Source organism: Thalassospira sp. MCCC 1A01148, from assembly GCF_001613795.1.
Classification (GTDB): Bacteria; Pseudomonadota; Alphaproteobacteria; order Rhodospirillales; family Thalassospiraceae; genus Thalassospira.
In genome coordinates this window covers 18,405-35,063 of the sequence record NZ_LPVZ01000005.1, presented here as the reverse complement: position 1 = coordinate 35,063, position 16,659 = coordinate 18,405, and the positions used below count along the sequence as shown (strand labels likewise).

General features: G+C 54.8%; 15 protein-coding genes. 10 read left to right on the top strand and 5 right to left on the bottom strand.

What is annotated here, in order from left to right; genetic code table 11:
- Window positions 1–2: 2 nt before the first annotated feature.
- The 9 genes from AUQ43_RS01835 to AUQ43_RS01795 all read left to right on the top strand — a co-directional run bounded on the left by AUQ43_RS01835 (window position 3) and on the right by AUQ43_RS01795 (window position 12,036).
- Complete coding sequence (locus AUQ43_RS01835) at window positions 3–1,439, top strand: FecR domain-containing protein (protein ID WP_062953930.1); 1,437 nt, start codon at window positions 3–5, stop codon at window positions 1,437–1,439.
- A 30-nt stretch (window positions 1,440–1,469) separates the two neighbouring features.
- On the top strand, window positions 1,470–3,746 hold the full coding sequence (locus AUQ43_RS01830; RefSeq protein WP_062953957.1) for a CHASE2 domain-containing protein: 2,277 nt from the start codon (window positions 1,470–1,472) through the stop codon (window positions 3,744–3,746).
- Window positions 3,747–3,832: 86 nt separating this feature from the next.
- A complete protein-coding gene (locus AUQ43_RS01825; RefSeq protein WP_062953929.1) occupies window positions 3,833–4,855 on the top strand; it encodes a low specificity L-threonine aldolase in 1,023 nt (340 codons plus the stop codon).
- Between the two features lie 74 nt (window positions 4,856–4,929).
- Window positions 4,930–5,949, top strand: a complete 1,020-nt coding sequence (locus tag AUQ43_RS01820; protein WP_062953928.1) for a low specificity L-threonine aldolase — start codon at window positions 4,930–4,932, stop codon at window positions 5,947–5,949.
- 405 nt (window positions 5,950–6,354) lie between these two features.
- Window positions 6,355–7,962 carry an ABC transporter substrate-binding protein gene (locus AUQ43_RS01815; protein ID WP_062953927.1) on the top strand — a complete coding sequence of 536 codons (1,608 nt, stop codon included), beginning with the start codon at window positions 6,355–6,357 and terminating at the stop codon, window positions 7,960–7,962.
- Window positions 7,963–8,074: 112 nt separating this feature from the next.
- Window positions 8,075–9,085 carry an ABC transporter permease subunit gene (locus AUQ43_RS01810; protein WP_062953926.1) on the top strand — a complete coding sequence of 337 codons (1,011 nt, stop codon included), beginning with the start codon at window positions 8,075–8,077 and terminating at the stop codon, window positions 9,083–9,085.
- Window positions 9,086–9,100: 15 nt separating this feature from the next.
- The gene (locus tag AUQ43_RS01805; RefSeq protein ID WP_062953925.1) at window positions 9,101–10,036 is read left to right on the top strand and encodes an ABC transporter permease subunit; all 936 of its coding nucleotides are present in this window, start codon (window positions 9,101–9,103) and stop codon (window positions 10,034–10,036) included.
- A 3-nt stretch (window positions 10,037–10,039) separates the two neighbouring features.
- Complete coding sequence (dppD, locus tag AUQ43_RS01800) at window positions 10,040–11,041, top strand: dipeptide ABC transporter ATP-binding protein (protein ID WP_062953924.1); 1,002 nt, start codon at window positions 10,040–10,042, stop codon at window positions 11,039–11,041.
- Complete coding sequence (locus tag AUQ43_RS01795) at window positions 11,041–12,036, top strand: peptide ABC transporter ATP-binding protein (RefSeq protein ID WP_062953923.1); 996 nt, start codon at window positions 11,041–11,043, stop codon at window positions 12,034–12,036. Before dppD ends, AUQ43_RS01795 begins: the two co-directional genes overlap by 1 nt.
- A gap of 113 nt (window positions 12,037–12,149) precedes the next feature.
- Here AUQ43_RS01795 and AUQ43_RS01790 read toward each other — a convergent pair whose 3' ends face one another.
- The 4 genes from AUQ43_RS01790 to AUQ43_RS01775 all read right to left on the bottom strand — a co-directional run bounded on the left by AUQ43_RS01790 (window position 12,150) and on the right by AUQ43_RS01775 (window position 14,545).
- Entirely contained in the window at window positions 12,150–12,797 is a 648-nt protein-coding gene (locus AUQ43_RS01790; protein WP_062953922.1) for a LysE family translocator, read from the bottom strand.
- Window positions 12,798–12,879: 82 nt separating this feature from the next.
- A complete protein-coding gene (locus AUQ43_RS01785) occupies window positions 12,880–13,383 on the bottom strand; it encodes a cupin domain-containing protein (protein ID WP_062953921.1) in 504 nt (167 codons plus the stop codon).
- 100 nt (window positions 13,384–13,483) lie between these two features.
- The gene (locus AUQ43_RS01780) at window positions 13,484–13,981 is read right to left on the bottom strand and encodes a copper chaperone PCu(A)C (RefSeq protein WP_062953920.1); all 498 of its coding nucleotides are present in this window, start codon (window positions 13,979–13,981) and stop codon (window positions 13,484–13,486) included.
- A 75-nt stretch (window positions 13,982–14,056) separates the two neighbouring features.
- On the bottom strand, window positions 14,057–14,545 hold the full coding sequence (locus AUQ43_RS01775) for a hypothetical protein (RefSeq protein ID WP_062953919.1): 489 nt from the start codon (window positions 14,543–14,545) through the stop codon (window positions 14,057–14,059).
- A 93-nt stretch (window positions 14,546–14,638) separates the two neighbouring features.
- Here AUQ43_RS01775 and AUQ43_RS01770 point away from each other — a divergent pair, with 93 nt between their 5' ends.
- On the top strand, window positions 14,639–15,121 hold the full coding sequence (locus tag AUQ43_RS01770) for a DUF2867 domain-containing protein (RefSeq protein ID WP_062953918.1): 483 nt from the start codon (window positions 14,639–14,641) through the stop codon (window positions 15,119–15,121).
- Between the two features lie 59 nt (window positions 15,122–15,180).
- Here AUQ43_RS01770 and fumC read toward each other — a convergent pair whose 3' ends face one another.
- Window positions 15,181–16,572, bottom strand: a complete 1,392-nt coding sequence (gene fumC / locus AUQ43_RS01765) for a class II fumarate hydratase (RefSeq protein ID WP_255356086.1) — start codon at window positions 16,570–16,572, stop codon at window positions 15,181–15,183.
- Window positions 16,573–16,659: the final 87 nt, after the last annotated feature.

Genomic DNA, 16,659 nt, shown 5'->3' with positions numbered 1-16,659 from the left:
TGATGCAAAAGGCCAAAATTTCGCCCCTGACGCCAACCACTGCGATCCGTCGACTTGCCATCGCAACGCTTCTCTGTGCGCCGCTGGTTACCGCAACCATGTTAAGTGCACCCACACCTGCAAAGGCAGAGCTTGAAGCCGAAATGGCCGGCGTGTCAGCCGCTGTTACTGGTGAAATCACACTTTCCAAAGTCACCGGCGAAGTCGGTATTCTGGTTGAAAGTGGCATGCCGGTTTATCTGGGGGATCGGATCATCACCTCGGCCAACGCGGGCATGCAGGTGTTGTTGCTTGATGAAACGGTCTTTACCATTGGCCCTAACAGCGACGTCGCGATTGACGAGTTCGTCTACGACCCGGCTACTGGCGACGGGCGCATCGTTGCCGATATGGCCAAGGGCGTCATGCGCTTTGTCACCGGCAAAATTCCGCTTAACAATCCATCTAGCATGGATGTGAACCTGCCGGTTGGCTCAATCGGTATTCGCGGCACCATTGGACTGATCCGCTCCATGACCGCAGATCAGGCAAACCAGATCGTACCGGGCAGTTTTGACACCACGGATGCAAATACCGCAAACCAGTTGGTCTTCATGGCGGTCAATCAGGGACCCGGCCTGTCGCGCAATGACACAACATCGCGCCCGGGCGCCTTTGCCGCCTTTGATCAGAGTGGTGGTTCGCAAAACGTAACCGGCGAGAACTTTGGTGTCTTTGTCTCAGACAGCAACGTCACCACGCCCACACGGTTCCCGACAAGTGCGGCAACGTTTGACTTTTCAACGAATGTCATACGCACGGCATCACGCGATGGCGATGGTTCCGCTGCGGGAAGCAGCAACGGTTCATCATCGGGATCGTCTGGTAGCCAGCAAACAGTTTTAAGCCAACAGCAAAGCGGACAGGCCCAGACTCAAACCGGCGCAGCGGGCGCACAGGCGATCAACGTTGCCATGGCACAAATGGGAACGGTCAACAGCGCCACAAACGTCACTGAAACCACGGTGATCCTGAACAACAATACGCAAAGCACGTCATCAAATTCGTCGGACGCATTTACCTATGACGGCCTTCGTGAGGTAAGCAGTGGCACTACGACAACAGGCACAGTCGCAGTTAACAGCGGTAGTTTGTCCTACAATTTTATCACCTCGGTAAATTTTGCGACCAGACAGTTATCTGTGACATTCCAAAACGTTGAAGACGGCAGCGCGTCACTCACTTCTGTCGCTCAAGGGGAAATGAAAACAAACACTGTCGATTTTTCTGGTTTGAGCGGCGAAGTTAAGTTCTCTGGCAGTGACTTTACTCCTGACACGAACTGCACCAACGGAGGATGCAATGCCACGGCAACTTTCACTGATGCCTCAAACGTTGATTTTAAACTAACAACGACGGCAGTAAGTGCTGGTGCATCTGGTTCAGCAACGCTCAATTAACTTTGTCTGGGCAGTTATTGAAAAATGCTCATGACTAAAAACAGCGTGCTGCGTTTTCAGCACTATCTGATTCCTTTGATCATACTGATCACCTGCATCTTTATCCGCTGGCAAAATGTGCCGGTAATTGATCAGCTGCGTTTAACTGTTTTCGACTTTTACCAACAAATTGCACCACGCACCTACGAAGATGCCGGGGTCCGTATTGTTGATATCGATGAGCGCAGCTTACAAGAAGAAGGCCAATGGCCTTGGCCGCGCACCAAGCTTTCGGAATTGCTGTATCGCCTGCGCGCCAGCGGGGCGAGTGTTGTCGGCTTTGATATGGTTTTTGCCGAGCCAGATCGCACATCGCCATCACGGGTGATCGATGACTGGCCGCAAAGTCCCGAACGTGATCGCATCGCGGAAATGGCAAAGACTTTGCCCGATCACGATCAACTGTTTGCCCAATTCATCAAGGGCACCGGCAACGTCGTTACTGCTGTTCAGCTTCGCAATGGTGATCTTGACACCCTGCCCCGTCAGGTCGGGAATTTCAGTGCCGCTGGTGAAGCAGGCCGCAAACTTTCGGACTTTGTTCCGGTCTTGCCAACTGCCGCAAGGAACCTTGAAATCATCGAAGCGGCAGCGACCGGCAACGCATTGGTCAACGTGTCGCCGGGGCAAGACGGGATTGTACGGCGCGTACCATTGATGGCAGCGATCGATCATGATCAGCCCGGGATTGGCAAGCCGGTCTATCCGACACTCAGCCTTGAGATGCTGCGCGTATTGCAGAACGCCCCGAAGACCATGCTGGTGCGCATGTCCGGCGCAAGCGGCAGCACGCGCTGGACCAACTCCGAAGGCATCGCATCTGTAAGGGTCGGTGCACTGACCATCCCGACGGATCACGCCGGGTATATGTGGGTGCATTTTACCGGACATCAGAAAGACCGATATCTGTCAGCGACTGATATTCTTGACGGCGCAGTTGGGCCAGAGACCCTGCAGAACAAGATGGTTTTGCTGGGAACAAGTGCTGCAGGGTTGCTTGATCTGCGCTCCACCCCACTTGACCGGGTCATCCCGGGCGTCGAAATCCACGCTGAAATGCTTGAACAGATGCTGCTTGAACACTTCCTGACCCGCCCTTATTGGTTGGCAGAGGTCGAAATGCTCGTTCTTCTGATTGTCGGGATGTTCTTTATTGTAGGCGTTCCGCGCCTGGGCGCTGTTTGGCCCGCCGTCATTGGCCTTGCAATAGGCGGAAGCGCGGTTGGTATTTCCTGGTGGGCCTATACACAGGAACTTGTTCTGATTGATCCGCTTTATCCGATTGTCGGGTTGGCAGCTGTGTATCTTGCCACCAGTTCGCTTGGTTTCATGCGCACAGAGGGCGAACGCCGTCAGGTGCGGGCTGCCTTTGCCAACTATCTGTCACCGGCACTGGTGGCACAACTGGCCGAACATCCCGAACGTCTGAAATTGGGCGGGGAAACCCGTGACATGACGTTGATGTTCTGTGATGTCCGGGGATTTACAGCAATCTCGGAGGGCTTCAAATCAAACCCGCAGGGCCTGACCCGCCTGATCAACCGGCTTCTGACCCCGCTGACCGGATGCATCCTTAATCGTGAAGGCACGATTGATAAATATATGGGTGACTGCATCATGGCCTTTTGGAACGCACCACTGGATGTAGAAAACCACACCCATAATGCGTGTGACAGCTCCCTTGCGATGCGAAGCGCACTTAAGGAGCTCAACACCAACCGGGAACAGGAAGCGGCCCAAGCCAATGAAACCTTCCTGCCACTTAATGTCGGCATCGGGATCAATTGCGGCGAGTGCCTTGTCGGCAATATGGGGTCCGATCAGCGCTTTGACTATTCCGTGCTGGGTGATGCGGTTAACCTTGCATCCCGCCTTGAAGGACAGTCAAAGAATTACGGTGTCGATGTTGTCTTGGGCGAGGATGTCGCCAAACGGGTTGGCGACGACTTTGCGATCATCGAACTCGACCTGATCGCAGTCAAAGGCAAAAGCGAAGCCGTCCATATTTATGCCCTTCTTGGCGACGCCGGCATGGCGTCAACCGCGCAATTCAGAACCTTTGCGGATTTGCACGCTGCAATGATTGAAGCCTATCGAAGTCAGCGCTGGGAAGATGCCGAGGGACTGATCGCACAGTGCCGCGACACCGCGCATGAGCTTGCATCACTTGATGGTCTTTATGATCTCTATGCTGAACGGATTGCACTGTTCTGCACAACGCCACCACCGACCGATTGGGATGGTGTATTTATCGCCACCAGCAAATAGCCGACTTGCCAAGACGGCAAAATCCAAACAATCTTGGTCAACCACCAAGTGACAAAGCGCTTTTGCCCGATCCCATTGAGGCCCCAATGAACTTTTCGTCTGACAACATCACACCAATCTGTCCGGAAATCCTTGCCGCCATTGCCGCTGAAAGCGATGCCGATGCCCTGCCCTACGGGGCTGATGACAAAAGCCGCCAGCTTGACGAAGCGTTTTCAACACTGTTTGGCATAGATGTTTGTGTTGTGCCGGTCGCAACCGGAACCGCAGCAAATGTGATCGGGCTTTCGGGGCTGGTGTCCCCGTTTGGTGGCGTGGTTTGTCATCACCACGCCCATATTAATGTAACGGAATCAACAGGCGTTGCGTTTTATGGCGGCGGGGCGAAACTACTTGGCATGGATGGGCCATCGGCAAAGATAGAAGCCGACGCGCTTGATGCCTATTTGAACAAACATGTTTCGAACGGCATGCATTCCGTGGACCCTGAATGTGTTGCGATCACGCAAAGCACCGAGTTCGGAACCATATACAGCGTCGACGAAATTCAGGCGATTGGGTCGGTTTGCCAAAAACACGATATGCGGCTTTTCATGGATGGGGCGCGCTTTGCCAATGCGGCTGCAGCCCTTGATTGCCATCCGTCCGAGATAACCTGGAAAGCCGGTGTTGACGTCTTGAGTTTCGGAGCAACCAAAAACGGTGCATTGGCTGTTGATGCGATCATACTGTTTGATCCGGAACTTCGGCGTAAAACAGAACAGAACCGCAAGCGTGGTGGTCATCTGTTTTCCAAGCACCGCTATCTTGCTGCACAGCTTCTGGCTTATCTTGAAGATGACCTGTGGCTTCGCAATGCCCGCCATGCCAACGCGGCCGCACAGGCACTCGCCAAATCCCTTTCGACCATGGGGGCAAAGCCCGCCTTTGTTCCCCAGGGCAACGAGTTGTTTATCCACATGACCAATGTCCTGGCCGAGAAGCTCCGCGCGGCGGGTATTGTCTTCCGCCCGTGGCCGTCGCTTGGTCCGGATGCCTATCGTTTTGTCTGTGCATGGAACAGCCCGATCGAGATGATCAAGGCCCTGCCGGAAACCATTGATCAATAGCACGCGCTTGTCATATCGCCCCGTTGCGTGTGATACCACCACCCCTGACGCCACCCACAAGCACGAGATACAAGATGAATTTTGCCTCGGACAACGTATCGCCCTTTTGCCCGGAAGTTCTCGAAGCCCTGACAAAAGAGGCTTCTGCCAATGCCCCGGCCTATGGGGGCGATGAGATCAGCCAGAAACTTGACGCGGCTTTCTCAGAACTGTTTGGCAAAGAGGTTGCCGTGATCCCGGTGGCAACAGGCACTGCGGCAAATTGCATTAGCCTGTCTGCACTTGTGTCGCCATATGGTGGCGTGGTTTGCCATCACGAAGCCCACATAAATGAAGATGAAAGCACTGGCGTTGCCTTTTTCACGGGCGGCGCAAAACTTTTGCCGATGGATGGCCCGGCCGCCAAGCTGGATGCAAGCGACCTTGATGCCTTTATCGCAGACCGGGTTGATCGCGGCGTGCATTCGGTATCACCGGAATGCGTGGCAATTACGCAGGCCACCGAACTTGGTGCGGTATACAGCATTGACGAGGTCAAGGCGATTGGCGAGGTCTGCCGCAAACATGACCTGCGCCTGTTCATGGATGGCGCGCGCTTTGCCAATGCGATGGCCCATCTGAAGTGTCATCCGGCCGATGTGACCTGGAAGGCCGGGGTCGATGCCATCAGCTTTGGCGCGACCAAGAACGGTGCGATGGCCGTCGACGCAATTGTGCTGTTTGATAGCAGCCTGAAGTCTCGGGTCGAGCAGGCCCGCAAGCGCAGTGGTCACTTGCATTCCAAGCATCGCTATCTGGCGACACAGCTTCTGGCCTATATCACGGACGATGTCTGGCTCAAGAATGCCCGCCACGCAAATGAAGCGGCACAAACCCTTGCCGAGGTACTTAAATCACAAGGTGGGGAACTTGCCCATCCGGCAGAGGGCAACGAGCTGTTTGTCAAAATGTCCCCGGAATTGGCCGACAAGCTGCGCAATGCTGGCCTGATGTTCCATGGCTGGCCATCACTTGGCGCGGATGTTTATCGATTTGTTGCGGCCTGGAACACGGATATCGTGCAAATCACCGAACTCAAGACCACCTTAGAGTAGAAATCCACGCTAAAGCGCCGGGTGAAATCAAACGAATCATTATGATTCAATAAGATATGAATCGTTTAAAAGCACATTTCAAACACGTGATTTACAGATTTCACCCGCCGAGCCTTGAAAAAAATGCACTGCTGCCCCGACAAATTTGAACAGTGAATTTCATAAAAATAACAAACACTTGACTTAAATTCATCATTCAAGCCTGACCTCGGACTACGTAAAATCCCGCAGGAACCGTTGACGATACGTAGAAACCCTGATTACTTTCCATCGTCGATTGCCAACATTCACATCTGTTGGATCGGGTAAACCTCGTCCGTTGCAAGAAGCATTGTCAAACGTGACCGGATCAATGTCACGCAGACAGCATTAATTTGTTCGGACCAGCCTTGAGGGAGGCATTTAATGAAAGCGAATTTCGTCAAAGTGGCACTTGGTGCAGGCCTGCTAGCAGCCACCGCACTTGCTGCTCCGACCGCCGCTTCGGCAAAAACCCTGGTATATTGCTCGGAAGGTAGCCCGGAAGGGTTCAACCCGTCGCTCTACACCTCAGGCACGACCTTTGATGCGTCTTCGCGTCAGGTCTTTAACCGCCTGGTACAGTTCAAGCGCGGCACCACCACCATCGTTCCGGGTCTTGCGACCAGCTGGGATGTTTCGGCCGATGGTCTGGAATACACCTTTAACCTTCGTAAAGGCGTCAAGTTCCACAGCACCGATGAATTCACCCCGACCCGTGAATTCAACGCTGACGACGTAATCTTCACCTTCATGCGTCAGTTCGACAAGGAACACCCGTATCATGGTGTTTCCGGCGGCTCTTACGAGTACTTCAACGCCATGTCGATGCCGGACCTGATCAAGGACATCGTCAAGGTTGACGACTACACCGTGAAATTCGTCCTCAATCGTCCGGAAGCTCCGTTCATTGCCAACATGGCTATGGACTTCGCATCGGTTCTGTCGGCTGAATACGCAGACGTCATGATGGAAGCAGGCACCCCGGAAGCCGTTGACCTGAACCCGGTCGGCACCGGTCCGTTCCAGCTGGTTACCTATCAGAAAGATGCGGTTATCCGTTACAAGGCATTCCCGGAATACTGGGAAGGCCCGGCAGCCATCGATAACCTGATCTTCGCCATCACCCCGGACAGCACTGTTCGTTACCAGAAGCTTCAGGCTGGCGAATGCCATGTCATGCCGTACCCGAACCCGGCTGATCTGGAAGCAATGGATGCAGACGCTGACATCAACCTGCTGAGCCAGGAAGGTCTGAACGTTGGTTACCTCGGTTACAACACCGCAAAAGAACCGTTCACCGATCCGAAGGTTCGTAAAGCACTGAACATGGCGATCAACAAAGACGCCATCATCGAAGGTGTTTATCAGGGTGCCGGTTCTGCGGCGAAAAACCCGATCCCGCCGACCATCTGGTCTTATAACAACGACACCGTTGATGATCCGTATGATCCGGAAGCAGCCAAAGCCATGCTGGCAGAAGCTGGTTATCCGGACGGCTTCACCACCGATATCTGGGCCATGCCGGTTCAGCGTCCTTACAACCCGAACGCACGCCGTATGGCCGAACTCGTTCAGGCTGACTGGGCTGCAATTGGTGTGAATGCCGAAATCGTTTCCTACGAGTGGGGCGAATACCTTGAGCGCACCAAAAAAGGTGAACAGGGTACCTTCATGCTCGGTTGGACCGGTGATAACGGCGACCCCGACAACTTCCTCGCAGTCCTTCTGGGTTGTGACGCAGTTGGTGGTTCGAACCGTGCACAGTGGTGCAACGAAGAGTTCGACAACCTGATTCAGCAGGCAAAAACCACTTCGGACGTTCTCGAGCGTACCCGTCTGTACGAAGAAGCTCAGGTTGTCTTCAAACGTGAAGCACCGTGGGCAACCATCGCACACTCGATCGTTTTCGAGCCGGTCCGCAACGAAGTTGTTGACTACAAAATCGATCCGTTCGGTGGTCACATCTTCTATGGTGTGGATCTCGCTGAGTAAGCGCACCAAAATTTAGTCAGAGAGGCCCGGATTTCCGGGCCTCTTTGCAATTTCGTAAAAGAGAGAGACATCCGGACGGACAAACCGCCCGGAGATAAAAAGGCCCGATGGCATGCTAGGATTCCTGTTTCGCCGTTTGGGGGACATCATCCCGACCTTCTTCGGTGTCACCCTTCTGGTATTTTTCCTGATCCGCCTTATTCCCGGCGATCCAATTTTGATGTTGGCCGGTGAACGTGGCGTTGATGCGGAACGATACGCAGAACTTCAGGCACAATACGGCTTTGACCAGCCGATTATTGTCCAGTATTTCGATTATTTGGTGGGCGTATTCCAGGGCGATCTTGGCAAGTCCTTTGTCACCAAAAAGCCTGTTATCGACGAATTCCTGACCCTGTTCCCCGCAACAGTCGAACTGGCCCTGATGGGCATCCTGTTTGCGGTGTTCATTGGTGTGCCGCTCGGCGTCCTTGCCGCGATCAACCGTGGCAAATGGATTGACCACCTGACGATGTCGATTTCCCTTACGGGCTATTCGATGCCGATTTTCTGGTGGGCCCTGCTTTTGATCATGTTCTTTTCGACCACCTTGGGCTGGACGCCGGTTTCCGGGCGCCTGTCAGTCATGTACTTCTTTGAACCGGTCACCGGTTTCATGCTGATCGACAGCCTTCTGAGCGGCGAGAAAGGCGCTTTTTCCAGCGCAGTCAGTCACCTGATACTGCCGACCATTGCCTTGGGCACAATCCCGATGGCGGTGATCGCACGTATGACGCGTTCCTCCATGCTTGAAGTCCTGGGCGAGGAATATATCCGTGTTGCCCGGGCCAAGGGTTTGGCACCTTTCCGCGTCATCATGGTTCACGCCTTGCGCAATGCGCTGATCCCTGTGATTACGGTCATTGGCCTTCAGGTCGGTGTTCTTTTGGGCGGCGCGATCCTGACCGAAACGATTTTCTCCTGGCCGGGTATTGGCAAATGGATCATCGAGGCAATGAACCGTCGAGACTACCCAACCATTCAGGGTGGAATTCTGATGATTGCCTTCGTTGTGATGACAATGAACCTGATCGTTGATCTTCTTTACGGGGTTGTTAATCCCCGTATCCGGCACAAGCGTTAACGGGAGCTGCGAAACATGACCGAGAACACAACCCCGTCCGCAGCCCCGGCATCTAACGTTGCCCAAGAAGTTGTTGAACCCGTTGGCGCACCGCCAAGCCCGCTGCGTGAGACCTGGGCATATTTTAAAACCAACCGTGGTGCTTTCACGGGCCTGATCGTTATTGGCTTCATTCTGTTCCTTGCTTTGACGGCACACTGGATCGCGCCATTCGACCCAATCGCCCAAGACCGTACCGCGTTCCTCAAACCGCCGATCTGGATGGAAGGTGCTGATCCGCGTTACATCCTTGGCACCGATGCGGTTGGACGTGACATCCTGTCGCGCCTGATCCATGGCGCGCAGTTGTCGGTTTCGATTGGTGTGGCAGTTGTCATCCTGTCGATGATTGCCGGCATCGTGCTTGGAATGGTTGCGGGTTACTTCCGCGGCTGGATCGAAGTCGCAGTCATGCGTCTGATGGATATCATGCTGTCGCTGCCCAGCCTGATCATGGCACTGGCGATTGTTGCCATTCTCGGCCCGGGCCTTGAGAACGCCATGCTGGCCATCGCGATCGTGCAGTTGCCGCATTATGTGCGCCTGACCCGTGCGTCTGTCGTATCCGAGCTCAACAAGGAATATGTCATCGCATCGCAGATTGCCGGTGCCGGTCATGTCCGCCAGATGTTCGTCAATATCCTGCCGAACTGCATGGCACCGCTGATCGTTCAGGGCACGCTTGGTATTTCAAGTGCGATCCTTGATGCTGCCGCCCTTGGCTTCCTTGGTCTTGGTGCGCAGCCGCCGCTGCCGGAATGGGGCACCATGCTGTCCGAAGCCCGTGAATTTGTGGGCTCCGCTTGGTGGGTAATCACCTTCCCCGGCCTTTGCATCCTTGTCACCGTGCTTGCCTTCAACCTGATGGGTGACGGCCTGCGCGATGCCCTTGATCCCAAGATGAAACGGTAAGTCATGGCTCTTCTCGAAGTAAAAAACCTGACAGTCGAGTTCGGCTCCGAAGACAAGCCGTTTCGTGCTGTTGATTCCGTAAGCTATTCCGTTGATCGCGGCGAAGTCCTTGGCATCGTCGGTGAATCAGGCTCAGGCAAGTCGGTCTCATCACTTGCCGTCATGGGCCTGATCGATTTTCCCGGTCGCGTGACCGCAGATGCCCTGACCTTTGATGGTCAGGATCTTCTGACCATGCCCGCAAAACGTCGCCGTCAGATCACCGGCAAAGACATTGCCATGATCTTTCAGGATCCGATGTCGGCCCTCAATCCGTGCTTCACCGTCGAAGCCCAGATCATGGAGGCCCTTAAGGTCCATGAGGGCGGCAACAAAAAGCAGCGCCGCGAACGCACGCTTGATCTACTTAATCAGGTGGGCATTCCCGATCCAAAGTCTCGCATGACCGCCTATCCGCACCAGCTTTCTGGTGGCATGAGCCAGCGTATCGTCATTGCCATGGCGATTGCGTGCAACCCGCGCCTTCTGATTGCCGATGAACCGACCACGGCCCTTGATGTGACCATTCAGGCCCAGATCATCGACCTGCTTTTGAAATTGCAGGAAGACAGCGACATGGGTCTTTTGCTGATCACCCATGATCTGGCACTGGTGTCCGAGGCAGCCAATCGCATTCAGGTCATGTATGCCGGTCAGCTGTTTGAAAGTGGCCCGGCCGACAGCATCTTTGCCGCACCTCGCCATCCTTACACGCAGGCATTGCTCGAAGCACTGCCGGAACGTTCCGAAGGCCATGACCGTCTTCGGACCATCCCCGGCGTGGTTCCCGGTCAGTATGACCGCCCGGCAGGCTGCCTGCTGGCACCGCGTTGCCGTTATGCCAATGAAAACTGCGTGAAAGCGCGCCCGGAAGTTTCCGACTTCAACGGCCGTGATGTGCGCTGCTTCTATCCGCTTAATGATCAGGGCCAGCCAACCGGCATGGCCACCGGGGAGACTGTGTAATGAGTTTTCTGGATGCCAAACCCGGTGTTCCGCTTCTGGAATCCGATGATCTTGTCCGTCACTACGATGTTAACCGTGGCATTGGCAAACCCGGTGCGACCGTCAAGGCGCTTGATGGCGTTTCCTTTGCGCTTGAAACGCAAAAGACCCTTGCGGTTGTTGGCGAGTCAGGTTGTGGTAAATCGACCCTTGGCCGTCAGCTGACCCTGATTGAAAAGCCGACCTCGGGCGCGCTTAAACTCAATGGCACCGAAGTTGGCGATCTGACCGACAAGGAAGCAAAGCAGTTCCGCCGCACGGTTCAGATGATCTTCCAGAACCCTTATGGGTCACTGAACCCGCGCAAGAAGGTCGGGCAGATCCTGGCAGAGCCGGTTCTTTTGAACATGGATAGTCTTGGCCGCAAGGAGCGTGAAGAACGCGTGCGCGCCACCATGGCAAAGGTTGGCCTGCGTCCGGAATTCTATCAGCGTTATCCGCATATGTTTTCCGGTGGTCAGCGTCAGCGTATCGCGATTGCCCGGGCCCTGATCCTTGAACCGAAAGTCATCGTCGCGGACGAGCCGGTTTCAGCCCTTGATGTGTCGGTGCAGGCACAGGTTCTGAACCTGATGATGGACCTGCAAGAAGAGATGAATGTTGCTTATGTTTTCATCTCGCATGATCTTTCTGTCGTCAGACATATTGCAGATGACGTCATGGTGATGTATCTCGGTCGCGTCGCTGAAAAAGGACCAACCGAAGAGATCTTCGCCAAGCCGCTGCACCCCTATACACGGGCGCTTCTGGCGTCGGCACCAAAGATCGATCCGACACAACGTGTGAAGACAGAACCGCTGACCGGCGAGCTGCCATCACCGATCAACCCGCCATCGGGCTGTGCGTTCCATAAACGCTGCCCGTTCGCGACCGAGGAATGCGCGAAAGTTCGCCCGGAACTGCGCAATTTCGAGGGCCGCGAAGTGGCGTGCCATCGGGTCGAAGAAATCGCCTGACAACAGGCGATCGCCCGGAAAGCCTAACAGCTATCCAGGTAGACAAGGGAGCAAGGGGGCGCGCTTTTAACAAAGCTGCGCCCCTGCGCATTTCTGAGGATATCTTGCCTGAATTAGGCCGTCGTACGTGACCGGTCGGTGAGTGCAAGCAAAACACCTGCCCCGACCAGAAGCGTGCCCGAAACACGGTTAAGCACACGCATATGGCGGGCTGACTTGATAAGTCCCTTGACCTGCCCGCCCAACAATCCATAGGCCAGCAAAACGCTAGTTTCCATGGCAATGAATGTCACGCCCATGACGGTGAATTGCGGCCCATATGCCACCGCCGGATCAAGGAATTGCGGGAAGAAGGCTGTAAAGATCAGGATCGCCTTGGGATTGCCAATCGCGGTCAGGAATTCGGTCTTGGCAAGCTTGAATGGGCCCGGATTTTCCATAAGGGCCATCTGACCGGTGCTATCCCCATCCTCATTGACTTTGGCAAACCAGCTTTTGATGCCAAGCCAGACCAGATACACCGCCCCGCCCCATTTGATCACGAAAAAGGCCGTTTCGCTGGCGGCGAGGACAACACCAAGCCCGGCAGCCGTGACTGAAATCATCAGGATAAACGCCACGATACGGCCAATACCGCCCACTGCCGCAGACGACACGCCATAACGCGCACCATTAAAGATCGCGAGAAGGTTATTGGGGCCGGGCGCCATCGCCAATGCGATTGCCGCCCCGGCAAACAGAAGCCAGGTATCGAACTGCATGGGGCTAATCCTGTATTTCGTGGTGGCACAAGAATTGGCAATGCCAACTCTCGGTTGGTGTCACAACGATATCGCCCGAAAATCAATCACGCGTCAATGCCGTAATCATCTCGGATGCTGCCGGCCACTTTGCCGTCAATGCCGCACGTTTACCCATGGAGAAATCGGCAAAATCAAAGCCCGGCGCAACGGTACAGCCCAGAAGCGCAAACTTGCCACCAGGTTTGAGGCGCGCGCCCTGCCAGACATTTTTCGCCACCACCATTTGCGGTTTTTGCCCGGCCATCAGATCCTTGCCGATCTCGACATGCTTGTGGGTGCCGTCTTCGAACAGTTGGAGCTGTTCGACCGCATCGCCGATATAGTGATGGAAAATCTCGTCACTGGTCAGGATATGCATCCCCGAAAAGGTATCAGGGGTCAGAAGATAATAGATCGCGGTCCCCGTGCTGCGCACGCCAAGATACCGGTTGCCGGGGTTACAGGTTTCAAACGCGCGAAATGTTTCCGCATAATAGCCCCCCTCCGGGTGTGGTTGCAGGTCAAGCTTGGCGATCAAATCGTCGATGGTGATGTCGTCTGACATGATGGGCTCCCTGTAACCGACCGGATTGTTTTACCCATCATGACGAAAAAAGGGGGACGGCGCAAACCATCCCCCTTTGGATATCCCAAAACAGCAAGTCTTAGTTGCTGTTCATTTTCATGCTGCCATGGCCATGCCCCGTGCCAGCCTTGCCTTTCGGCCCCATGGACATGGTATTAAGCACATCAATGGTCACCGGCACGTCACCAGCCTTTTCAAATTCCAGTGTAATGTCGACCTTCTGGCCTTCTTCAAGCGCCTCATTCAGGCCGATGAACATGACGTGATAGCTGCCCGGTTTGAAATGCACCGAACCATGCATCGGCACTTCAACACCACCCTGCACTTGGCGCATCTTCATGACATTGTTTTCCATGATGTGGCTGTGAAGTTCAGTACGGTCGGCAAGATCACTGCGTACACCAACAAGGCGATCAGCGGCACCGCTATTCACAACATCAAAGAAGGCCGCGCCATTGCGCACCATACCCTTGGATGCCTTGGCCCACGCGTCCTTGACTTCGATATCAGCTGCAAAGGCGTTGGTGACGATAAACAGCGACGCAACAGTCGCAACAATTGCAAAAAGCTTTTTCATGATAGTCCATCCTTCGGGCAGCCTGCATCTGCAGGTCTGCGATTTCAATAATCGTGTCTTGATTGGTCTTTGAAATCAGATGGAAATGGGCGGCGCCCGGGAATGCCGAATGCGCGGAACATCGTTTCCCGCAGCCAACACAGTCGCCTCGGCGTAGCTCACATGATGGGTAACGGAAACCGGTGCCACATCGGGCAGTTCAATGGCCGCCATTGCCCCGTGATGATTTGCACAAAGCGGGCAAAACGCATGGGCGGGCATTTCGTCGGATTGACCGGATGCATCGGAGGTTACAACACCGACAAGCGCATCAACCGAAACCAGTTCGATGCCCGCAGGCGTACAAATCAGAAGATAATCACCACCCGGTGCGATTTCGGTTGCCGATGCGGTGGATATGCCACTTGCCTGCCCGCTTAGGAGTGCCGGGACAAGACCGGATTGGGTCACTCCAGCAAACAAAACAACCAACGCCATCAGCCATGTCTGAACGACACGGCGCTGCGACAGGCCGCCTACCCGGCGATTATGGCGTTTGCGCGTGAACATGGACTGGATATGCATGATTCAAACAGCACCCGCAATGATATTGATCATTGCATTCGACCAATTTCGCACTAATGTCCGCGTGAATTCCACAATGCGGAACCCAAAAGAATGTCAAAGCGTGCCACCGGATCTGCTGTCAAACTACCTCATCCGGGACTGCCCGATGCCGATTGGGGGGACTCATTTGTCATTACTGTCGACCAACCCGCCTTATCGGCGAAACAAGCCGCGCGGCAGGTGATCAATTCGGCACCCCGATGGTATCATCGCCTGCTGGCGCTTCGGAACCTTCTGGTAAAGCCCTTTGGCCTTAAGACTGACGCTGATCTGGCCGACACCGGGGCTGGTACCATCGGTCCCTTCCCGATCACCAGCGAAACCGACCAGTCGGTCATACTTGGTCTTGATGACCACCATCTAAATTTCCGCATTGTGTTTGAGACAGAGGCAATTGACGCCCATCGCACGCTGGTGCGCAGTATCACACTTGTTCGGCGCAATAATGCCTTGGGCCGGGCCTATCTTGCCGCTGTGATGCCGTTTCACAACCGCATTGTGCCAGCCATGCTAAACGCGGCCTACGGGCACTAACGCAAAAGGGCCGGATACATTTTACGTACCCGGCCCCTTGCGCAAGAAACATCAAACGATCAGATCATATCGCGCGCCTGCACCAGTTCGTCAAAACGATCCGCATCAAGGAACCCCAATGCCGTGCAGGCTTCCTTAAGGCTGCTGCGTTCCTTGTGCGCCTTTTTGGCCACGGCCGCTGCATTGTCATAGCCAATATGCGGTGCCAATGCCGTCACCAGCATCAGGCTTTGTTCGACATACTGGTCGATCTTTTCCTGATCGGCCTCAAGCCCGGCAATGCAGTTATCGGCAAAGCTGACTGACGCATCGGCAATCAGGCGCACCGATTGCAGCAGGTTATAAATGATCACCGGTTTGAACACATTAAGGTCCAGATGCCCGTTTGATCCACCCACCGTCACCGCAACATGATTGCCCATCACCTGTGCGCAAACCATGGTCAATGCCTCTGCCTGGGTCGGGTTGACCTTGCCCGGCATGATCGATGACCCCGGCTCGTTGGCGGGCAGGACAAGTTCACCCAGACCACAACGCGGCCCGGAGCCAAGCAGGCGAATATCGTTACCGATCTTCATTAGGGACGTCGCCAGCACATTCATAACACCCGACATTTCAACGCAGGCATCATGGGCCGCCAGTGCTTCGAACTTGTTTTCGGCTGTTTGAAACTCAAGCCCGGTAATCGCGGAAACCTGTTTGGCAAACTCGACATCAAAGCCGTCCGGCGCATTTAACCCGGTGCCAAGTGCCGTACCGCCCTGTGCCAGTTTACTCAGACGTTTAAGGGCATCCTCGATGCGGTCCAGTCCAAGTGTAATTTGCGCAGCATAACCGGAAAACTCCTGCCCAAGGGTCAGGGGCACGGCATCCTGCATATGTGTGCGGCCAATTTTGACGATATCACCAAATGCCTCGACCTTGGCTTCAAGGGTCTTGCGCAGATGACCAAGGGCGGGTTTGAGCTTCTCCTCGATCTCGACAACAGCAGCGATATGCATCGCCGCCGGGAAGCTGTCATTGGATGACTGGCCGCGATTTACGTGATCGTTGGGATGGACCGGTTCGCGCTTGCCCATCGGTTTGCCAAGGATCTCGCAGGCCCGGTTGGCAATCACTTCATTGGTGTTCATGTTGGTCTGGGTACCCGATCCGGTCTGCCAGACAACCAGCGGGAAGTGATCCAGAAGCTTGCCCTCGGCCACTTCTGATGCCGCTACCTCAATCGCCTTGGACAGTTCCGGATCAAGATTGCCAAGCGCGGCGTTGGCGCGTGCCGCCGCCAGTTTCTGAACCCCGAACGCCTTGATCAGGGCATCAGGCATCCGTTCCCCGCCAATGCGGAAGTTCTGTCTGGATCGCTGGGTTTGCGCCCCCCAATACCGGTCGGCGGGCACATCAATTTCGCCCATGGTGTCCTGTTCGGTACGGGTGGTCACTGGATTGGTCACGATCAAAATCCTCCGTGTCAGAAACAAACTGACCGGGGCGGGAACCCGGCGTACTGCACATTCATGTGCAGCAACCGGGAATATGGT